The organism is Burkholderia sp. AU33423, assembly GCF_002223135.1.
Classification (GTDB): Bacteria; Pseudomonadota; Gammaproteobacteria; order Burkholderiales; family Burkholderiaceae; genus Burkholderia; species Burkholderia lata_D.
Genome location: NZ_NKFH01000009.1, coordinates 347,766 through 367,320, shown reverse-complemented (window position 1 = coordinate 367,320; position 19,555 = coordinate 347,766). Strand labels below are relative to the sequence as shown.

17 protein-coding genes are annotated in these 19,555 nt (G+C 66.7%); 13 read left to right on the top strand and 4 right to left on the bottom strand.

The features are described 5' to 3' along the window. Nucleotides 1-16 precede the first annotated feature (16 nt). Complete coding sequence (locus CFB50_RS34660) at nucleotides 17-568, top strand: DNA-binding protein (RefSeq protein WP_089448940.1); 552 nt, start codon at nucleotides 17-19, stop codon at nucleotides 566-568. 148 nt (nucleotides 569-716) lie between these two features. Here CFB50_RS34660 and CFB50_RS34655 read toward each other — a convergent pair whose 3' ends face one another. The 4 genes from CFB50_RS34655 to CFB50_RS34640 form a co-directional block, all read right to left on the bottom strand. After that, nucleotides 717-1,826: a polyamine ABC transporter substrate-binding protein gene (locus CFB50_RS34655; protein WP_089449062.1), complete on the bottom strand. Its 1,110-nt coding sequence runs from the start codon at nucleotides 1,824-1,826 to the stop codon at nucleotides 717-719. Between the two features lie 242 nt (nucleotides 1,827-2,068). Further along, nucleotides 2,069-2,290, bottom strand: a complete 222-nt coding sequence (locus CFB50_RS40355) for a hypothetical protein (RefSeq protein WP_089448939.1) — start codon at nucleotides 2,288-2,290, stop codon at nucleotides 2,069-2,071. A gap of 407 nt (nucleotides 2,291-2,697) precedes the next feature. Continuing rightward, the gene (locus CFB50_RS34645; RefSeq protein ID WP_089448938.1) at nucleotides 2,698-5,109 is read right to left on the bottom strand and encodes a hypothetical protein; all 2,412 of its coding nucleotides are present in this window, start codon (nucleotides 5,107-5,109) and stop codon (nucleotides 2,698-2,700) included. 38 nt (nucleotides 5,110-5,147) lie between these two features. Further along, nucleotides 5,148-6,707, bottom strand: a complete 1,560-nt coding sequence (locus CFB50_RS34640) for an SLC13 family permease (RefSeq protein ID WP_235986558.1) — start codon at nucleotides 6,705-6,707, stop codon at nucleotides 5,148-5,150. A gap of 157 nt (nucleotides 6,708-6,864) precedes the next feature. On the opposite strand from CFB50_RS34640, the gene CFB50_RS34635 reads away from it, so the two are divergent. The 12 genes from CFB50_RS34635 to CFB50_RS34580 all read left to right on the top strand — a co-directional run bounded on the left by CFB50_RS34635 (nucleotide 6,865) and on the right by CFB50_RS34580 (nucleotide 19,190). Continuing rightward, nucleotides 6,865-7,605, top strand: coding sequence for a GntR family transcriptional regulator (locus tag CFB50_RS34635; RefSeq protein ID WP_089448937.1), 741 nt, complete (start codon nucleotides 6,865-6,867; stop codon nucleotides 7,603-7,605). Nucleotides 7,606-7,773: 168 nt separating this feature from the next. Beyond that, on the top strand, nucleotides 7,774-9,207 hold the full coding sequence (pyk, locus tag CFB50_RS34630) for a pyruvate kinase (protein ID WP_089448936.1): 1,434 nt from the start codon (nucleotides 7,774-7,776) through the stop codon (nucleotides 9,205-9,207). 1 nt (nucleotide 9,208) lies between these two features. Continuing rightward, on the top strand, nucleotides 9,209-9,949 hold the full coding sequence (locus tag CFB50_RS34625; protein ID WP_089448935.1) for a TSUP family transporter: 741 nt from the start codon (nucleotides 9,209-9,211) through the stop codon (nucleotides 9,947-9,949). 11 nt (nucleotides 9,950-9,960) lie between these two features. Beyond that, nucleotides 9,961-10,878 (top strand): AEC family transporter, encoded by a 918-nt coding sequence (locus CFB50_RS34620; RefSeq protein ID WP_089448934.1) that lies wholly within the window; start codon nucleotides 9,961-9,963, stop codon nucleotides 10,876-10,878. A 289-nt stretch (nucleotides 10,879-11,167) separates the two neighbouring features. After that, entirely contained in the window at nucleotides 11,168-11,335 is a 168-nt protein-coding gene (locus CFB50_RS40350) for a hypothetical protein (RefSeq protein ID WP_235986557.1), read from the top strand. A gap of 185 nt (nucleotides 11,336-11,520) precedes the next feature. After that, a complete protein-coding gene (locus tag CFB50_RS34610) occupies nucleotides 11,521-12,324 on the top strand; it encodes a transporter substrate-binding domain-containing protein (RefSeq protein WP_089448933.1) in 804 nt (267 codons plus the stop codon). A gap of 4 nt (nucleotides 12,325-12,328) precedes the next feature. Beyond that, nucleotides 12,329-13,063 (top strand): ABC transporter permease, encoded by a 735-nt coding sequence (locus CFB50_RS34605; RefSeq protein WP_089448932.1) that lies wholly within the window; start codon nucleotides 12,329-12,331, stop codon nucleotides 13,061-13,063. Further along, nucleotides 13,060-13,827: an ABC transporter permease gene (locus CFB50_RS34600; protein WP_089448931.1), complete on the top strand. Its 768-nt coding sequence runs from the start codon at nucleotides 13,060-13,062 to the stop codon at nucleotides 13,825-13,827. The genes CFB50_RS34605 and CFB50_RS34600 overlap by 4 nt, the downstream gene beginning before the upstream one ends. Before the next feature lie 26 nt (nucleotides 13,828-13,853). Then, nucleotides 13,854-15,236 carry an NtaA/DmoA family FMN-dependent monooxygenase gene (locus tag CFB50_RS34595; RefSeq protein ID WP_089449060.1) on the top strand — a complete coding sequence of 461 codons (1,383 nt, stop codon included), beginning with the start codon at nucleotides 13,854-13,856 and terminating at the stop codon, nucleotides 15,234-15,236. A 101-nt stretch (nucleotides 15,237-15,337) separates the two neighbouring features. Beyond that, nucleotides 15,338-16,897 (top strand): sugar ABC transporter ATP-binding protein, encoded by a 1,560-nt coding sequence (locus tag CFB50_RS34590; protein WP_089448930.1) that lies wholly within the window; start codon nucleotides 15,338-15,340, stop codon nucleotides 16,895-16,897. Beyond that, on the top strand, nucleotides 16,894-17,952 hold the full coding sequence (locus CFB50_RS34585; RefSeq protein WP_089448929.1) for an ABC transporter permease: 1,059 nt from the start codon (nucleotides 16,894-16,896) through the stop codon (nucleotides 17,950-17,952). Before CFB50_RS34590 ends, CFB50_RS34585 begins: the two co-directional genes overlap by 4 nt. A 167-nt stretch (nucleotides 17,953-18,119) precedes the next feature. Further along, a complete protein-coding gene (locus CFB50_RS34580) occupies nucleotides 18,120-19,190 on the top strand; it encodes a substrate-binding domain-containing protein (RefSeq protein WP_089448928.1) in 1,071 nt (356 codons plus the stop codon). The last annotated feature ends 365 nt before the right edge of the window (nucleotides 19,191-19,555 follow it).

The window sequence follows — 19,555 nt, the reverse complement described above, 5'->3', positions numbered from 1 at the left end:
TTCACTCATAACCACGATGCAACAGAAGAACAAGACGATCGGCGTGATGGGCTCCGGCAAGGAGCCGTGGCTCGCGTTTTCGGAGCCGCTCGGCACCTGGCTCGCGCAGGCCGGTTTTAACCTGCTGACGGGCGGCGGGCAGGGCGTGATGCTGGCGGTCGCGCGCGCGTTCGCCGGCGTGCCGGGGCGGGCCGGCCGGTCGATCGGCATCCTGCCGACGCAGGCCGATCCGCTCGCGGGCTTCGTGCCGCTCGACGGCTATCCGCATCCGTTCGTCGACATCCCGATCCTCACGCCGCTGCCGCGCCGGGAGCCGGACGCCGCCCCGGATACGATCAACCGCAATTACGTGAACGTGCTGAGCAGCGACCTGATCGTTGCGCTGCCGGGCGGCCACGGCACGGCCGAGGAGATCGCGCTCGCGCGGCGCTGGCGCAAGCCGCTCATCTGCTTCGGGCCGGAAGGCGCGTTTCGCGAGCTTGCGGCGGGGGCCACGTGCACGTCGTCGCTCGATGATGTGATCCGCTTCGTGGACGACGCATTCTCTGCGGAGCAGGCGCTTCGATAATTCGCGCGGCCGGTTCGACTACGGTCGTTGCGATGCTCGCGTGGCAGGGTCGGCGCCTCGGCAAGCGATGTGACCGATTTCGATGCGACGACGTGCCGCCGGCGCGAGCAAGCCGCCGGCGGCACGATTCGTGACCGCGGCGCGCGGTTCAGCGGCCCGTCTTCAACTGCGCCCACAGCCGGTTCTGCAGCCGGCGGATCTCCGGCGGCATCGGCTTGAGCAGCGTCATCTTGCTCAGCACTTCGTCGGGCGGATACACCGACGTATCACGTGCGATCGCGGGCTTCACGTACTGGCGCGCGGCCTTGTTCGCGGTCGGATAGAACACCGCGTTGGTGATGCCGGCGTTGACCTTCGGATCCTGCACGTTGTTGATCCACTTCAGCGCGGCGTCGCGGTTCGGCGCGTCCTTCGGGATCACCATCATGTCGAACCACAGCAGGCCGCCTTCCTTCGGGTTCGCGAAGCCGATCTCGTACGGGCGCTTCGCTTCGGCGGCGCGGCGGTGCGCGATGCCGACGTCGCCCGAATAGCCGAACGCCACGCACAGGTCGTTGTTCGCGAGATCGTTGATGTAGCCCGACGAGTTGAACTGCGTGATGTACGGACGCACCTTCTTCAGCACCTCGTACGCGGCGGGGTAGTCGGCCGGGTTCGTGCTGTTCGGATCCTTGCCCATGTACTGCAGCGTGGCCGCGAACACGTCGACGGCCTGGTCGAGGAACGACACGCCGCAGCTCTTCAGTTTCGCCATGTTGGCCGGGTCGAACACCAGCGCCCAGCTGTCGACCGGCGCCTTGTCGCCGAGCGCCTTCTTCACGGCCTGCACGTTGTAGCCGATGCCGTCGGTGCCGTACGCCCACGGCACGCCGTACTGGTTGCCCGGATCGGCGTCGGCGACCATCTTCATCAGCAGCGGATCGAGGTTCGCGAGGTTCGGCAGCTTCGACTTGTCGAGCGGCTGGTAGACGCTCGCCTGGATCTGCTTGGCCATGTAGTTCGACGTCGGCACGACGATGTCGTAGCCGGAATTCCCCGACATCAGTTTCGCCTGCAGCGTGTCGTCGCTGTCGTAGTTGTCGTAGCGGACGTGGAGGCCCGTCTGCTTCTGGAAGGTCGGGATCGTGTCCGGCGCGATGTAGTCGGACCAGTTGTAGATGTTCAGTTCGCCGGCCGCGTGGGCGGTCGTGCCGGCGGCCGCGGCGGCCGACAGGAGGGCGGCGGTTGCCAGGGCGCGGCGAAGCGTGCGGATTCGCATGATGGAGTCTTCCATTTCGGTGCGCGGGTCGATCTGCTTGGCGCGGGTCGTTGCGCGACGGTTCATCGGATGAAGCGGGCGTGCGCAGCCGACGCTCGCAGTGAGCGAACGCGCTGCACAACGATCAGGAGTCCATTTGACGGCGAGCCGGCTCGCGCGGAACACGAAGCGCGAGCCGATCCCGTCACCGGTCGGGTGACACGGTGAATGGGTCGAACGGAGTCAGGGAAAGAGGCGGGACGCTAAGGCAGCAGCGATGCCACGTCGTCGGTATGGATCGCGACGTACGCACGCGCGGCGACGGCGTTGTGGCGGCGAACGGAGCGGCGGGACAGGATGGTGTAGATCGACAGAGGCAGGCGAGGGCTTTGCCCGCCGTCACTGTCATCGGAGGACGCGATCGCGGCGCGCAGGTTTCGCGCATCGCCTCGTCTCCACCGCACCAGCGGGCCACGGAATCTCACGATTACTCTCGACCGGGTTGTTGAAAGTATTGAACACCTGACGATTCGCCAGCGGCTGCCGTTTCAGGTTTCGGTCAGCGCATTTGCCGCGCGGCGGCATCGGCTGAATGACACGGATTGAAAGCTTGGCGGACGTCAGAATCGTTGAAACATGACGCTTCCATGAATCATCAGGTAAATCGCTGTAAGGATGTCTCGGGATTTTCCCTAGGGATTGGAGGGCCCATGAGCGCGTTCGGCGCGGTGGTGATGGCGGGGAAACCGCGCAGGCAACGCTGCTTTGGGTGATCAGGAAACGCTCGAAGTGATGAGAATATTCGACGGTTCGCTGCCGCGATCGTCACCAGGCGATCGTCGGAAAGGCCGTCGAAAGATCCCGGTGACAAGGTGGGTCGAGTCGGACGCGCTCAATCTTCGAACGTGATGAACTGCGCCGAAGACCAGACCTTCGCATCATCGCGTTGCCGCCCGAAGAAATACACGGGGCGGTGGCCGAACGAGGCGTTGGCCGGGTCGATCTCGATGCTTCCCGAGAGGTCCGTCGGCAAGGTCTGCTCAGTCAGCCGTTCGATGGCGAGAAACAGCTCGGTGCCACCGAGCTGGTGCGTCGCGGAGCCTGCTGCCAGCAGATCCGCACCACGAATCTCATGACGGAACGTCGGCGCATGCGCAAACGGATTGCCGGCCAGCGGATCGCCGACCTTGACGAAACCGTCAATGGTGCCTTCGACGACGATCGTGGCATCGGCCAGGCCGCCCACTTCGATCTCGACGCTGTCGGCATCGCCGTACGTATCGCTTGCGAAGCCAATGTCGGTCGTCCCGGAACGCCAGGCCGCCTCCTCGAGGTGTTCGAAACCGGTTGATCTGAAATTGTGGATCGTGCCGTTCAGCACGCGGATCGTGCCGCGCCAGGAGGCCCAGCGATAGCGATCGCGAATGCGTGCACCTCCCCAGCGAATCCGGATGTGCCGCTGCGCGTATCCCAGCTCCGCGTGAAGATCGCGTTCCCAGATCACGCCGGTATGGTCGTATGCCGCCACGTATTCCCAGCCTGCATTGCCGAGCAGGCGGTAATCGAGCCTGGCTGCCCCGCGATGCCGGAACGCGTCGCCTTGCCGGTATTCGCCGCATTGAACGAGCAGTGCAGTGTGCTCTCCCGTCGTCGCCCAGGTATGACGGGCGCGAAGCGCCTCGCCGATGCTGCGGCGGTCGAGGGATTCGGCCAGCACGCCGGTCAGGCCGCCACGCACGCCGAACACCTGTACGCCGGGCGCGCCACCGCCGGGCCGCCCGCGATGCTCGTCGCCGCTGGCCGCCACGCCGAGCCGATAGCCGCGCGCGATCACGTCCTGGTAAAGCCAGCCGAAGTGTCCCCACGACGACGCGATCTCGACGAGCCGTTCGAGCTCGGGATGGTGCCAGTCGGGGATATAGCGGCGGCCACCCACGTGCGGCATCACCAGATGATGCGCGGCATCGTCCGCATACGCATCCCACAGTTCCTCGACGGGCCAGCGGCCGAGCTCGACCGCATTGCCCTTCATGTCCTCGTTCCAGACCAGCGTGCGATTGTGCTCGCCGCGCGCGTTGTACGGGAAATCCGGCCGCGCGTCGCCGAGAAATACGACATTGTGGTCGCCGCCCGCGGTCGAACTGCCGCACCATTCCTGCACCGGATAGACGACGAAGCGGCCCGGATCGTTGAACTGCTCGACCGCCTCCACTCCGAGTTGCCAGTTCTCGTCGGTGATCTGGAAATCGTTCGCCGTATAGCCGAGCACGTCGATGCCGCCGATGTCGCGTGCGTAGCGCGCGTTGTACGCCGGGCTGTTGGTGCCGACCGTATCGTGGGCGTGGACGTGCAGGTCGGCATACAACGCACGGGGCGCAGGCAGCGAAGCGTCGCTCGTGAGCCACGCTTCGGCCGCGCGCACGTCCGGGTGGGCGGGGATGTCGGCCACGATGCGCAGCGTGCCGGCATCGACCGGCAGGTCGTCGACCGCGCAGGTCGCGAGCCCGGCATCGGGCAGCGCGTGCTCGCGTCGGTAGACGGCTTCGCCGCGTACGTCGTATGCGACGACGCGTGCGGTGCTGCCTGCGTCTCGGCACGCGTTGCCCCAGCGGTCCTGCAGCGATAGCCGGAATGGCGCGCGCGTGCCGGGCCGCACGAAGCGCGGGCCATTCAGGAGTACGTCGGAAGGTGCGCCGGCACGGATGTCGATCGAGATGTCTCCGGGCACGGCGACGAAGCGCGACGTACCGAGCGGATCGACGTAGAGCCGGAACCGGAAGTTGTCCTCGGCGAAGGTCTGCACACGCGTGCCGGGGCCGCGACGACGATCGCCGAGCCGGATCACGATCCGGTCGCCGGCATTCACGTAACCGTCGACGATGTCGACGATCACGGCCTTCTGGAACGGCCGCTCGTGTCCCTTCTGGTCGAAGCGCACGTTCAGCGCCTGCACGGTGGCCGGGCTCTGGCCCGGCACGGGCGGTGCGGCATGGTATTCGGCACTGATGTAGTTCGCGGCGCTCGGATCGCTGGTCTGGAACAGCGCCCAATCCGAATAGAACTTGAAGGTGGCCTTCAGCCAGCCACCGTCGGCGATGCCCGACGAGCCGACTTCGTAATCGAGCACGATCTCGCTCCATGCGCCGGCTTCGAGCTGGGCAACGTTGCAGCGCACGCGTCCGGCGAACGGCAGGCGTTTGTGGCGCTCATACAGGCCTTCGGGTGCGACGTGCGGGCCCAGGCGGTCGCGCAGCGCGGCGGCGCGGGCATCGACGGTATCGAGGGCGTCGTTGGATTCGTTCATGGTCAATCCGGAAGAAATGGCGAGGGAAATCGAGCGCTTCAATGCGCGAACGGCCAGGGCGCGCCCGGGTCCCAGACGGGGATGCCCATGTACGCGTACCACGGTGCAATCACGCAGAGGCCGTAGACGATCGCGATCAGCACGGACACCGCGCCGACCTTCGCGTAGTCGGCCGTCGAGAACGCGCCGCTGCTGTACGCGATGACGCCCGCGGTGATCTGCGTGGGCAGCAGATAGGCGAAGCTGTCGGTGTCGCTGACGAGCATCGTGAAGGCGACTGGATGCAGCCCGAGACGCGGCGCGAGTGCGAGCGCGATCGGCGCGATCATCGTGACGGCCGCGACGTTGGACAGCATGCCGATGCGGATCACGTGCGTACCGAGCATCACGATCGCGATCGCCAACCACCAGCCGTGACCGCGCGCGGCGACATAGATGTGATCGGCGGCCCAGCTCGCGAGCCCCGACGCGCTGATCGCCGACGACAGCGACAGCGCGCCGGCCAGCAGGAACAGCGTGCCCCAGATCGTGCGCTGTTCGACTTCAGCCCAGCCGAAGCGCAGCACGCCGGGCGCGAACAGCAGCGCCAGCGCGATCAGCGCGACGATTTCCGACGGCAGGTGATGCAGCGGCTCGGTCGCCCACAATACGGCGACGGCGGCCAACAGCATGAGCACGGCCCAGTCGTTGCGCGTCGCGCTCGGCTGCGCACGGCGCATGGCCGCGATTGCGCCCGGGCCACCCGGAATCGCGACGGCGCGCGAGCGGAAATGGAATTGCACCCAGGCTTGCGTGATCGCGAACATCCCGAGGTACGGCCACTGGAGCTTGAGCCAGGTCAGATACGAGATCCGGATGCCGAGCTGTTTCTCGAGCAGCCCGGACACGACCATGTTCGGCAGGTGGGCCGTCAGGATGCACATGCCGCTGATCATCGCGCCGTAGACGAGCGTCTGGATCACGATCGCCTTGCGTGCGGCACGCTCGCGCGGCGACTCGCCGAACAGCCGGACGATCCCGTTCGTGACGGGCAGCAGCGTAGCGGCCCGTGCATTCGCGGCCGGCACGACGAGCGCCATCACGCAATTCACCGCGAACATGGCCCAGATCACGCCGTTGGCGGTTCGCACCTTCAGGCGGTCGAGGAGCAACAGGGCGATGCGGCGGTCGAGTCCACACGCCTGCATGATCGCGGAGAACAGGAACGCGGCGAGGCACAGGAACACGACGGGCGCGGCGAAGCCGCTGGCCGCCTTCGGCAACGACGGGCTCGCGTGCGACAGCACGAGCAGCATCGGCAGCAGGATGCCGCTCACGCCAACCGGAACCGCGTCGGTGATCCACACGATCGCAACCCACGACACCACCGCGAGTGTCGCCTTGCCTTCCGCGGACAGATGCGCGGGGGCAGGCAGCCACCATGCGATCGCGAAGAACGCGAGCCACGCTGCCGCGAAGCCGATCGCGGCACGCCAGTGCGCGCGACGCGATCGGCCTGTCGCGTGCGGATCGGCGTGTGTCGCCGGCGATCCGGCCGGTGGCGGCCGGCTGGCGTGCGTGCTGTCGAGCGGCGGCGCGCCGATTGCGTTTTCAGTCACTGGTATGCTCCCCGTGCGTCGGGCCCTGAGACAGCAGGCCCGATCGTCTATCGAGATGTCATAATACGTATTAATACAAGTTGGGCGATCCAATTGCTTTTCATATCGAAATCAGGATTCGCGCATAGCGCGAGCCGAGCACGGAGAGGAAGATGCGATGACGCTGCTGCGTGATGACGCGACGTCGCTTTACGAGCAGATCGCGACAACGCTGCGCGACGAGATCGAGCAAGGCGCGTACGAGCCGACCGGCAAGCTGCCCTCGGAGGCACAATTGAGCGAGCGTTTTCAGGTGAGTCGCGTGACCGTCCGGCTCGCGCTCGACCGGCTGACCGACGCGCGAATCGTCGAGCGCAAGCAGGGCAAGGGCACGTTCGCCGCAAAGCAGCGGCTGCGGCATCGACTGGATGTGCTGCGTGGACTGCACGATTCGATCGCGGGACAGGGTGCGCAGGCACGGATGGAACTGCTGCGCATGGAGACGTGCGACGTGCCGCCCGGCTTGCGACATGCGTTCTCAACCGACGTGACGCGCTGCATCTATCTCGAACGTTTGCACTGGGTCGACGAGGAACCGATTGCGCTCGCGCAGACCTGCCTGCTGCCCGAAGCGAGCGACGTCGCTTATGCGCGGGCCGACAGCCTGCCGACTTACGAGCTGCTGGAGCAAGTACTCGGCTGGCGCATTGCCGACGCCGACATGTCGGTGACGGCCGTGGCCGCGCCCGACGATATCGCCGTCCGGCTCAAGACCGCAAAGCAGGCGCCGCTGCTCGTATTGCGGCGCACGTCGCGTCTGGCCGACGGTCGCACGTGTGAATCGACCGTGTTTCATATTCGTCCGGAGCGCTTCGACCTGGTGGTGCGAAGCGGTGTCGAAGCGCGATTTGTCGGTTAAACGTGCGTTTGGCCGCGGGCCGTGGCAATGGCCATGCGCGGTCAGTCGATCGGACAAGGTGCGCGTTTTCTAAATCACTTTCGGATCTAGGTTTCGCATTTTTAATTCTTTCTGAGAATTTCACGGTTCTGTCATATTTCTGTGCACCGAATTCATCGGATCAGAAAAATGTCAAAGACCACCATCATTGCGACGATCGGGCCGGCGTCGAATACCACTGAAACGCTGCTCGCGCTGCACCGTGCGGGGATGACCGTCGCGCGCCTGAACGGTTCGCACGGCTCACTCGACTGGCATCGGGCGACCATCGAGCTGATCCGGCGGACCTTGCCGGACCTCCCGATCCTGCTCGATATTCCCGGGCGAAAGATTCGTACCGTGCAACTGCGCACGGAACCGTCGTTCGAGGTCGGCGGCCGGCTCGTGCTGACGACCGATCTGTCACATGACGGCAGCAGCAAGGTGCCGGTCAACTACGATCGGTTTCATCTGCAGTTGCGCGCCGGGGTGCGCATCTATGCGGACGACGGCACGCTGTCGTTCGTGGTCGAGGCGGTGCGTGGACAGGACGTCCACGTCGTCGCGGAGACGGCAGGAACGTTGAAGAGCCGCAAGGGCATCAACGTGCCGGAGGTCGATCTGGGGCAGCAACTCGTCACGCCCCGCGATCGGGAAATGGTCGCGTTCGCGAAGCACGCGGGCGTCGACTTCGTCGGGATCAGCTTCGTCGAATCGGCGGCACACGTGGCGGCGATTCGAGCGTTGATCGACGCGCCGTCGCCACGCATCGTCGCGAAGGTCGAGAATCAGGGCGGCCTCGATCACCTCGACGAAATCGCCGGCGCGACGGACGTCATCATGATCGATCGTGGCGATCTGTCGGTGGAGACCAGCATCGATCATGTCTCGCTGTACCAGAAACGGATCATTGCGGCGGCGCGGCAGCACGGCAGGCCAGTCATCGTTGCGACCGAGTTGTTGCACAGCATGATCGAGAGCCCGCTGCCGACCAAGGCCGAGATTGGAGACGTCACGAATGCGGTGATCGACGGCGCATCGGCCGTCATGCTGTCCGGCGAGACCGCCGTCGGCAAGTTTCCGGTGGAAGCGGTGGCGAGGCTGCGCAGCATCGTCACGCTTGCGGAAGCCCATCGGCATGCGTCGCTCCCGGCGGCGGGCGGGTTGGCCGACGCGCCGAACGATCTGCGAGCCGCGACGCTTGCGCTGACGCGCACGCTGCCGATCTCGAAGGTCGTCGTGTTGTCGCGCACGGGCTACGCGGCTCGGCTCGTGTCGATGGCCCAGGTGCGGCAGCCTGTCATTGCGGTCGGCAGGGATGCGGCGCTCGCGCGCAGCTGGAACCTGCTGCCGGGCACGACGGCGGTATTCCTGCCGGACCTCGATCTGGCGGCGGACGGCGCCGGCACCGCCGCGCTGAAGTCACTGTGGGAGGGCGGCAGGCTTCAGGTCGACGACGTCGTGCTCGTCGTGCTGGCCGCCAGCGACGATGCACAAGCGTCGTTGAGTTCGCTGCAAACCGTCCGCGTCGGTCAGCTTGCCGCGCAACTTGCGTGGTCCGTGGACAGCGGCGTGGAGGCCTGACATGCACGATCCGCACCTGTTGGTCGGCATCGTCGCGCTGCTTGCGATCGTGCAGTCCGTATTCGGCATGGGCATCCTCGTGTTCGGCACGCCGACACTGCTGCTGATGGGATACGATTTCACGTCGGTGCTCGGACTGCTGCTGCCCGCTTCCGTATCGATATCGGCGGTTCAGGCCGGGTCCGCGCGGCGACGTGCGGTGCCGGCCGCCGAACGGGTCACGATGGTGATCTGCGCGATCGCGGTGCTTGTATCGCTTGCGATACTGGTGCGCTTGAACCTGAAGGCGCGCGCCGACCTGCTGATCGGTGTTGCAATGCTGAGCGCCGCCGCGATGCGCTATTCGTCGCGCCTGCAGACCAGGCTGCGCAAATTCGTTCACGCGCGCAGCCGGCTGTATGTCGGGGCGATGGGCGTCGTGCACGGCCTCACCAACATGGGCGGTGCGTTGCTCGCCGTCTATGCGGCCAGCCGGTACGACGACAAGCACGCAGTGCGCGCGGCGATCTCGCGCTATTACCTGCTGTTCGGTGCGATCCAGCTCGGGACGCTGGCGCTGCTGCGACCGGCGGCGCTCAGTGTCCAGGGCGTCGCGATGGCACCCGTGGCGGTCGCGATCTATTTCGCGGTCGGCAACGTGCTGTTCGCGCACGCCGGCGCACCCCTGTACGAGCGCGCGATGACCGCATTCATCGGCGTCTACGGCGCGGTCGTGCTCGCGAAGACGCTGGTCTTCGCGTGACGGAGCGGCCCATGCAGAATGTCCTGACCGCACTCATTCCGATCTTCGTGCTGATCCTGGCAGGATTCGTGCTGCGGCAGCGCCGCCTGCTGCCGGACGAATTCTGGCTGCCGTGCGAAACGTTGAACTACTACTACATGTTTCCCGCGCTGATGTTCAGTCAGGTCGCGAAAGCCAATCTGACGCAGTTTCCGGTGCGGCCGATCGCGGTCGCCATCCTCGGCGCGGTGGTCGCGAGCGCGGCGCTGCTCTATGCATGGCGAGCGTGGAGCCGGCAGCCGGGGGCTGTGTTTTCGTCGGTGATCCAGGGGGCGCTGCGACCCAATACGTATGTGGGTGTTGCCGCCGCCGCCGCGTTGTACGGAAGCGTGGGTCTCACGCTCACGTCGATCAGCATCGCAGTCGCGATCCCGTTGCTGAACGTCGCGTCGATCATCATCCTGATGCGTCACGGCAGCGGCGGTGCGCCATCGGCGCGGCAGATCGGCGGCGCATTGCTGAGAAACCCGGTGATCATGTCGGTCGTGCTCGGCGCCGCGTTCAATCTCGGCGGCCTGCCGTTGCCGGGCGTGCTGTCGAGCGTGCTGTCGATTCTCGGCGCCGCATCGCTCCCGCTCGGGCTGCTCGCCGTGGGAGCAGGTCTCGACGTGAAGGCCGCGAAGGCGGCGCGCGGCCCCGTGTTCCAGTCGTCGGTGATCAAATTGCTGCTCGTGCCCCTGCTGACCTTCTGGATCGGCTTCAGCCTCGGCATCCGGGGCCCGGCACTCACGACGATCGTGTTGTTCAATTCGCTGCCGTGCACACCGTCCGCTTACATCATGGCGAAGCTGCTTGGCGGCGATCATCGATTGTCCGCCGGGATCATCACCGTGCAGACCGCGCTTGCGGCCGTCACGATGCCGTTGGTGCTGCTCGTGTTCCACGGTTGAATCGGTTCGCGCCCGCGCCCGCGCCCGCGCCCGCGTCGGCGCGGCGCAATGAGAAAGGCAAAGGCCGGTCGGGTCGCCCTGACTGGCCTTTCTCGTCAGTGACCCGCGTTTCGGACGGGATGCCGAGGGTTGCGCGACGCACACGGGATTCGTTATCTGCGCGCGATAGCGGCTGACACTGCGCGAGCTGATCATCCGTGCGCAGGAGACTGGCCACTGGTCCGTCGCCGGCACGCCGGAACAGCTCGCCGACGCGATCGAAACGCGCTATCGCTCGGGGCTTGTCGACGTGCTGTCGTTGCACGGGCTCGGCCAGCCGGACCAGGAAGACCTGCTGCTCAACGGGTTGCTGCCCGAGCTGCGCCGTCGCGATCTGCTCGATACCGACTACGTGGGCGGCGATTTCCGCGCGAATCTGGAGCTGCCGGCGGTGCAGCGCGAAACAGCGCAGGCGTGAGCGGCCGGACAGTGGAACGATGCACCGTGGGGCGCGTTCGACGGTGCGCCATTCCGCCATATCGCGCGATCAGATATCCATCGAAAAAATAACCATTTGGTACACGCTTCGGCAGGCACTAAAGTCACGCATCCCGATGCCGGTGCGACACCGGCGATGTCGACGTTATCCGAGAAGTCTGCCAAATGAATCGTTTGATGCCTTCAACGGTCCGCCGCGCCGCGGCCGCGCTGTTCGTAATCGGCCTTTTGCCAGCCGCCCACGCGGCGCAACCGACGCTGCGCGTCGGCATCGACGCCGAGTCGTACCCGCCGTTCTTCTCGAAGGATGCAACCGGCAAGTGGAAGGGCTGGGAGGTCGACCTGCTCGACGCGGCATGCAGCAAGCTCAGTGTACGCTGCGAACTCACCGACATCGCATGGGACGGGCTGATCCCCGCGCTGCAGAACCGCAAGATCGACGTGATCTGGTCGTCGATGACGATCACCGGCGAACGGCAGAAAGCGATCGATTTCAGCCGCGCCTATTACGAATCGCCGACGGTGTTCGTCGGCGCGAAAAGCGACCGGCGCCGGGTCGACTGCGCGGTGCCCACGACCTTCAAGGGCAGCGTGATCGGCGTCGAGGCCGGCACGAACTTCTCGGCGTTCCTCGATGCCCGCTTCAAGCAGAACGTGCAGATCAAGGCGTTCGACAAGTTCGACAATGCGCTCGCGGATCTGGTGTCGGGCCGTGTCGACTACGTGCAGGAAGCGAAGGGCTTGTTTACGGCCTTCCTGTCATCGCGTGACGGGAAGGATTTCGAGGTCAAGGCCACCTGTGCGGACAACCCCGTGCTGGGTCTCGGCATCGGCGCGGGCGTGCGTCAAGGCGATGCATTGCGCGGTCGGTTGTCGACCGCGATCGCGCAACTGCAGCAGGACGGCACGTGGGATGCGATCACCGCCCGCTATCCGAACCTGAAAGGCACGATCGAGAAGGGGCGCTGAGCGCATGGCCGCGGACGATTCGCTGCTCGCGTTGCTCGCATTCGGCGACGGCGGTTATGGCCGCGTGTTCGCGGGCGCGTTCGCGCTGACGTTCGGCGTCGCGGCGGCGTCGTTCTGCACCGGCGTGCTGCTCGGCATCGCCGGCGCGCTCGGCAAGCTGTCGCGATACGCGGCGCTCGTGTGGCTGGCGCGCCTCTACACGACGCTCGTGCGCGCGCTGCCCGAGCTGTTGTGCCTGCTGCTCGCGTTCTACGCGGTCGCACCGGCCATCGAGAACGCGCTTCGCGGCAGCGGCATCGTATCGGGCGACTTCGCGTTCGATCCGTTCGTCGTCGCCGCACTGTCGCTCGGTTTCATCCAGGGTGCGTATCTCACCGACATCTTCCGCGCGGCGCTCGCCAACGTGCCGGTCGGCCAGGTCGAAGCCGCGCACGCGTACGGGATGACGCCATGGCAGACGTTCGCGCGCATCCGGTTCCCGGCCGCCGCGCGGCTCGCGCTGCCGGGCGTCGGCAACGTGTGGCTGAACGCAACCAAGGACGCGTCGTTCATCAGCGTGCTCGGCTCGTTCACGGATCTGCTGAAGGCGAGCCAGCTCGCGGCCGGCGCGACGCGGCACTACGTATTCTTCTATCTGGTCACGGCCGCACTGTTCCTGCTGCTGAGCATCACGTCGACCGGCCTCTTCGCGGCGCTGGAGCGGCATGCGAACCGCGGCACGAGGCGCGCGACGACATGATTTTCTCGCTGCCTTTCCTGCTCGACACGGTGATGCCGAAGCTGCTCGCCGCGGTGCCCACGACCCTGGCGTTGCTGCTGTTGTCGGGTATTGCCAGCGTGGTGATCGGCATTCCGCTCGCGCTTGCGGCGGGTTCGCGTCACGCACCCTACCGCTGGCCCGCGCGCGGCTGGATCATGCTGGTTCGCGGTACACCGCTGCTGGTGCAGCTTTATCTCCTGTATTACGGCTTCGGCCAGATCGTCCCGCGCGAATGGATGCGCGACAGCTGGGCGTCGCCGTTGTTGCGGGACGCGTTCTGGTACGCCGTCGTCGCGCTGAGCGTGAACGAGAGCGCGTACGTCGCGACGATCCTGCGCGGCGCGATTGCCGGGGTGCCGGCCGGCGAAATCGAGGCCGGCCATGCATACGGAATGACGCGGGCGGGTGTACTGCGCCGTATCGTCGGTCCGCGTGCGTGGCGACTCGCGCTGCCGGCGCTCACCGGCGAAGCGATCCTGCTGCTGAAATCGACCGTCCTCGCTTCGACCGTCACGGTGTTCGACGTGATGGGGACGGCCAATACGCTGCGTTTCGAAACCTTGCGAGTTTATGAGCCGCTGGCCGGCGCGGCGATCGTCTATGCCGTGCTGGTCGCGCTGCTGACGATTCCCGCCGCCCGTCTCGAGAAACACCTCAACCGCTACCTGACGCGCGAGCCCGACGATCGCATGCCCGCACGGCGCCGCGGCGCATCGTCCGGCGCATGGGCGGCACCCAACTGATTCCTGCTTTTGCACTGAACACGACGATGTCCGGTCCTCGCCCCTTGCTGTTTTCCCTTTATGAACAAGCCAGCGTCGGCTGCGGCGGCGCGCCGAGCCTCTGGACTCATCCCGCCGATGAACGGCTGCGCGCGAATACGCTCGCGTTCTGGTCGAACCTCGCGCGCACGGCCGAGCAGGCCGATCTCGACATGCTGTTCTTCGCGGACGTGCTTGGCCTGTACGACGTCTATGGCGGGTCGGCCGATGCGGCGGTCCAGTGGGCGGTCGAGGCGCCCGCGAACGATCCGATGATGCTGATCCCGGCGCTCGTCGCGCAGACCGAGCGGCTCGCATTCGGCGTGACCGCGAGCACGACGTATGAACATCCATTCGCGCTCGCGCGGCGCTTCAGCACGCTCGACCACCTGAGCAACGGCCGGATCGGCTGGAACATCGTGACCTCCTACCTGACGAGCGCGGCGCGCAACTTCGGGCTCGACCGGATGATCGGCCACGACGAACGCTACGCCCGTGCGGAGGAGTTTCTCGACGTCGTGTACAAGCTGTGGGAAGGGAGCTGGGCGGACGATGCCGTTGTGGCCGACAAGCGCGAGCCGCGCTACGCGCGCGGCGACCGTGTGCGGTCGATCGCGCACGAGGGCACGCATTATCGCGTGCATGGCCCGCACGTCTGCGCGCCGTCGCCGCAGCGCTCGCCGGTGCTGATCCAGGCCGGCTGGTCGGGGCGTGGGCGCGAATTCGCGGCAAAGCACGCGGAAGTGGTGTTCGTCGCGAAGTCGAATCCGCACGAGATACGCGCCGGCCTCGATGAAATCCGGCGGCTGGCGGTCGAAAACGGCCGGGCAGCGGAGGATGTGAAGGCGCTTACGGTGCTGCGGATCGTGACGGCGCGTTCGTCGGCCGACGCGAAGGAGAAGTACCACGCGCTGCAGCAGCACTATCACCTGCAGGCTCAACTCGTCAGCTATGCGGGCGATACCGGAATCGACATCGATCGCTATGCAGACGACGAGCCTTTGACGACGCAAACGGAAGGGCTCACGTCCTACGTGGTGCGGCCGGACGGCAGCGGCAAGCCGCTCACCGCCGGCGACGTGCGGCGCAAGTTCGCGAATGTCACGCGCGGCACCGACCTGATTCTCGTCGGCTCGCCTGACGAAGTCGCCGACCAGCTCGCGGAGCATGCGCGGCAATCGACGACGAGCGGCTACATGCTCAATCCGCTCATCAGCCCGGGTACGCTGGACGATTTCGCCGAACTGATCGTGCCGGAACTGAAAAAGCGTGGCCTGTACCGGATGACGTCCCCGGTCGGTACCTTCCGCTCGCGACTCGGCGGCGGCGATCGCCTGCCGGATAGCGCCTATGGCGCATCGTTCCGGTTTCCCGTGCCGGAAGCGGGCTGACGCGCCGATCAATCCCGGACGACCCTCAGCGGAGTGGCGTGACATGACCCACGACGACCTGTTTCTCCTGCAACCGCATCGCGCCGACCGGAATCTTCGGTATGAATAGCGCTACGAACGAGACGATGGACGTGACGCGCGACGATCGGCCCCATCGATCGGCGTTACCGCCTGTCCTGAGCGCCAGCGGCATCGCGAAGCGTTTCGATGCGACCGTCGCGCTGTCGGCGCTCGACCTGTCGATCGGCGCCGGCGAAGTCGTCGCGTTGATGGGCGCGAACGGCGCGGGCAAGTCGACCTTCGTCAAGATCCTGAGCGGGGCGCTGCAAGCGGACAGCGGCGCGCTGACGCTACGCGGCGAACCCTATCGACCGGCGTCGCCGCACGCGGCCAAGCGGCTCGGCGTCGCGACCGTGCACCAGTCCGTGGCCGACGCCGTCGTGCCGACGCTGTCGATCGCCGACAACCTGCTGCTGGACCGGCTGTGCGATCCGGCCTCACCGTGGCGCGTGCCGCCGGCCGCGCGGCGCGCCGCGGCGCGATCGCTCGCCGCACGGGTCGGGCTCGACGTCGACCTGACGGCGCCGCTCGCATCGCTGTCGCTGGCCGACCAGCAGCGCGTGACCCTGGCGCGTGCGCTGGCCGGGCAGCCATCGTTGCTGATTCTCGACGAGCCGACCGCCAGCCTGTCGGCGGCGGAGGCCGAGCGGTTGTTCGTGCTGGTGGACGCGTTGCGCCGCGACGGCGTCGCCATCCTGCTGGTGTCGCATCGGCTCGGCGATTTGCGCCGCATCGCCGACCGCGCGGCGATCGTCCGCGACGGGCGGATCGTCGCCGATCTGGCCGCGCCGATCGATTTCGACGCGGCTGTGGAAACGATGATCGGCCGGCCGTTGCCGCGTACGCGCGCACCGGCGCCGGAGCGTGCCGGGCTGGCCGGAGCCGGGGCAGGCCCAGGCTTCAGCGTGCGGCAGATGCGGCTGACGCCGGCCAGTACGCCGTTCGACCTCGATGTGCGGCGCGGCGAGATCGTCGCGATCGCAGGCCCGGTCGGCGGCGGCAAGTCGCGCTTCGCGCGGACGATCTTCGGCGCGGTGCGAGCGGCGGCCGGCGAGATGACGCTCGACGGCCGGCCGTGGTGGCCACGAACGCCCGCCGACGCGATTCGTGCTGGCGTATTCCTGGCCGGCGAGGACCGCTGGCGCACGTCGTTGTTTCCCGACAGCGTGCCGTTCGCCTCGATCGCGGGCACGATCGGCTTTCCGTTCCTGTCGCGCTGGTTCGCGGGCGGCGCGGTGCGCCGAACGCGCGAACGCACGGCGGCCGCGGCGGCGATCGCGCGGTTCGGCATTCGCTGCGACGGGCCGGACGATCGCGTCGCCCACCTGTCCGGCGGCAACCAGCAGAAGGTCGTGCTCGCGCGCTGGCACGCCGAGCCGGCGCGGCTGTTGCTGCTCGACGAGCCGTTCCAGGGCATCGATGCGGGTGTGCGCGCCGATATCGTCGATACGCTGCGGCGTCATGCGCATGAGCGCACGACGATCGTGTTCGTCAGCGATCTCGAGGAAGCGGCCGAGATCGCCGATCGTATCGTGCGATTCGATCGCGCGACGCTCGATTGCCTGCCTCCCACTTCTTCCATCGTGCGTGCCTGCTCATGAAACCCGTGACTTCTTCCGCTGTACGCCATGCCGCATCCGTCGAACGGCCGTCGCGCCCGGGGCCGGCGCGCATCCGCGATGTGCTCGAACGAACCGGCATCCTGCTCGTGCTGGGCGTCCTCGTGGTCGTGTTCGCGCTCAGGGAGCCCGCGTTCCTGAACGTCGACAATCTGTTCAGCATCCTGCAGGCGGTGTCGATCGTCGCGTTGCTCGGCATCGGCGTGACGGTCACGCTCGCGGCCGGGGGCTTCGACCTGTCGGTCGGCAGCGTGGCCGCGACCGCGCAGATGGCCGCGAGCTACGTGCTGGTCGTCTGGCACGGCAGCGCGTGGGCGGCCGTGCTCGCCTGCGTCGCGCTTGGCGTGGCGGCCGGCTTGTTCAACGGTTTGCTGATTACGCGGCTGCGCGTGCCCGACCAGCTCGCGACGCTCGGCACGCTGTTCCTGCTGGCCGGCCTGCAGTTGATCCCGACCGGCGGCCGTTCGCTCGCGACCGGCTCCGTGCTGCCCGACGGCACGGACGCGACGGGCGTATTCCCCGACGCGTTTCTCGCGCTCGGCCGGCTGCGCGTGTTCGACGTCGTACCGTTGCCGGTGCTGGTGCTCGCGGCCGTGACGGTGCTAGCCTGCATCACGATGGAAGCGACGCGCTGGGGCCGCGTGATCTATGCGATCGGCGGCAACGAAACGGCCGCGCGGCTGGCCGGCGCGCCGGCCGCGCGCTACCGCGTCGCCGCGTATGTCGTGTCGGGCGCGATCGCGTCGCTGGGCGGCGTGCTGATCGCCGCGCGGGTCGGCCGCGGCGACGTGAGCGCGGGCCACTCGCTGCTGCTCGATGCGGTGGCGGCCGCGCTGATCGGTTACGCGGTGTGGGGCGCGAAGCGGCCCAACGTATTCGGCACGGTCGTCGGGGCGGTGTTCGTCGGCGTGCTGCTCAACGGGCTCACGATGCTGAACGCACCCTACTACATGCAGGATTTCATCAAGGGCGTACTGCTCGTGCTGGCCCTTGCATTTACGTTCGGCATCGGTCGCCGTACGGATGCCCGGGCGTGATGCGTGAGGCCCCCGAGACTCGGCTCGGGCACCCGCGGTTCGAATGATCTTCAGGCAGGACCGTTTGTTATCCAAAGTAATATCCATTGCCGAATCGGTCGGTTTGAATTCGCTTGGCGCGCTGATAGATTGAGCCGAAATCGTCCTTGTACGGAGACAGACACGCCATGCGCTCGTTGCTTCGCCGAAAGTCGCGCTTTGAACTGAAACTCGGTGCACTCGTGCTGGGCACCGCGCTCGTGCTCGGTGTGCCCACGGCCCACGCCGGTCCGCTCAAGGGGGCGCCCGCGCCGTTCGACAAGGGCGGCGTGAAGATCGCGCTCGTCAACTACCTGTCGACCGGCGATTTCTTCCAGGCCTACGAAGCCGGCGCGCAGAAGCAGGCGCGTGCGCTCGGCGTCGATCTGCGCATCTACGAAGGGCGGCAGGACGCTGCCGAGCAGCGCGAGCAGTTGCAGCAGGCGATCAGCAGCGGCGTGTCAGCGATCATCGTCAATCACGGCTTGCCGGAATCGCTGAAGGACGTCGTTCAGCGCGCGCTCGACAAAGGCATCAAGGTCGTCGCGTTCGACGTCGATCTCGCCAATCCGAAGGTGCCGCAGATCGAGCAGAACGATCGCGACCTGGCGAACCTGCTGCTGAATCAGGCGTTGAAGGACAACGGCGACGCGTTCGCGGCAGGGTACGTGTACGTGGCCGGATTCGCGCCGCTCGACCGGCGCGATGCCGCGTGGCGCGATTTCAAGCGTGCGCATCCGAAGGTGCGGGAAAAGGCGCGCTGGGGCACCGTCGACAATCCGATCGCGCAATCGGTCGCGAACCAGGCGGCGGCCGTATATCGCGCGAATCCCGACATTCGGGTCGTGTTCGCGCCGTACGACGAGTTCGCGCGCGGCGCAAAGCTCGCGGCGGACGAGGCCCGGCTCTCGTCGAAAATCCGCATCTACAGCGCGGACGTGTCGACGGCCGACATCGAGGCCATCCGCGCGCCGAACAGCGCGTGGGTCGCGACGGCCGCGACCAATCCGGCGGTCGTCGGCGCGGTGTCGGTGCGGGCCGCGGCGCTGCTGGTCGCAGGGCAGGACCCGGGCGCGCGCATCGCAGTGAAGCCGACGCTGATCACGCGTGACGATCTCGTGAAGAACGACATCCATACCGTGGCCGAACTCGGCGCGAAGTTTCCGGCGTTCCGCGCGAGCGACGCGGCGACTGCCGCATGGATTCCGGCGGTCGACTGATCGCGTCGGCACGCAGCGCACGACGATCACATTCTCAAGACGCGGACGCTGAAGATGACCGCGCACGCGCTCGGTCGCGGCGGCGTGCGCGAGATCCGGATACGAGTGCGGACTCTTGTGGCCTTTTTCGCGGGTATGCGGCTACTTGGTGAGGTGGCGTGCCAGCTTTCTGCGACGTCTGCGGACGATTACGGAGCTGCTGTGCCTGTCGTGGCTGGCAACGGAGGAACGGACATTTTTGTATACCCACAATACGGATCCTCAGATCCAGCTTCAAGCGATGCGATCACGACAACCAGCGCTTCGTTGATCATCGCCCATCCCGATCGCCAGCAACACGAACCCCTGTTTTCCCCATCGCGTGA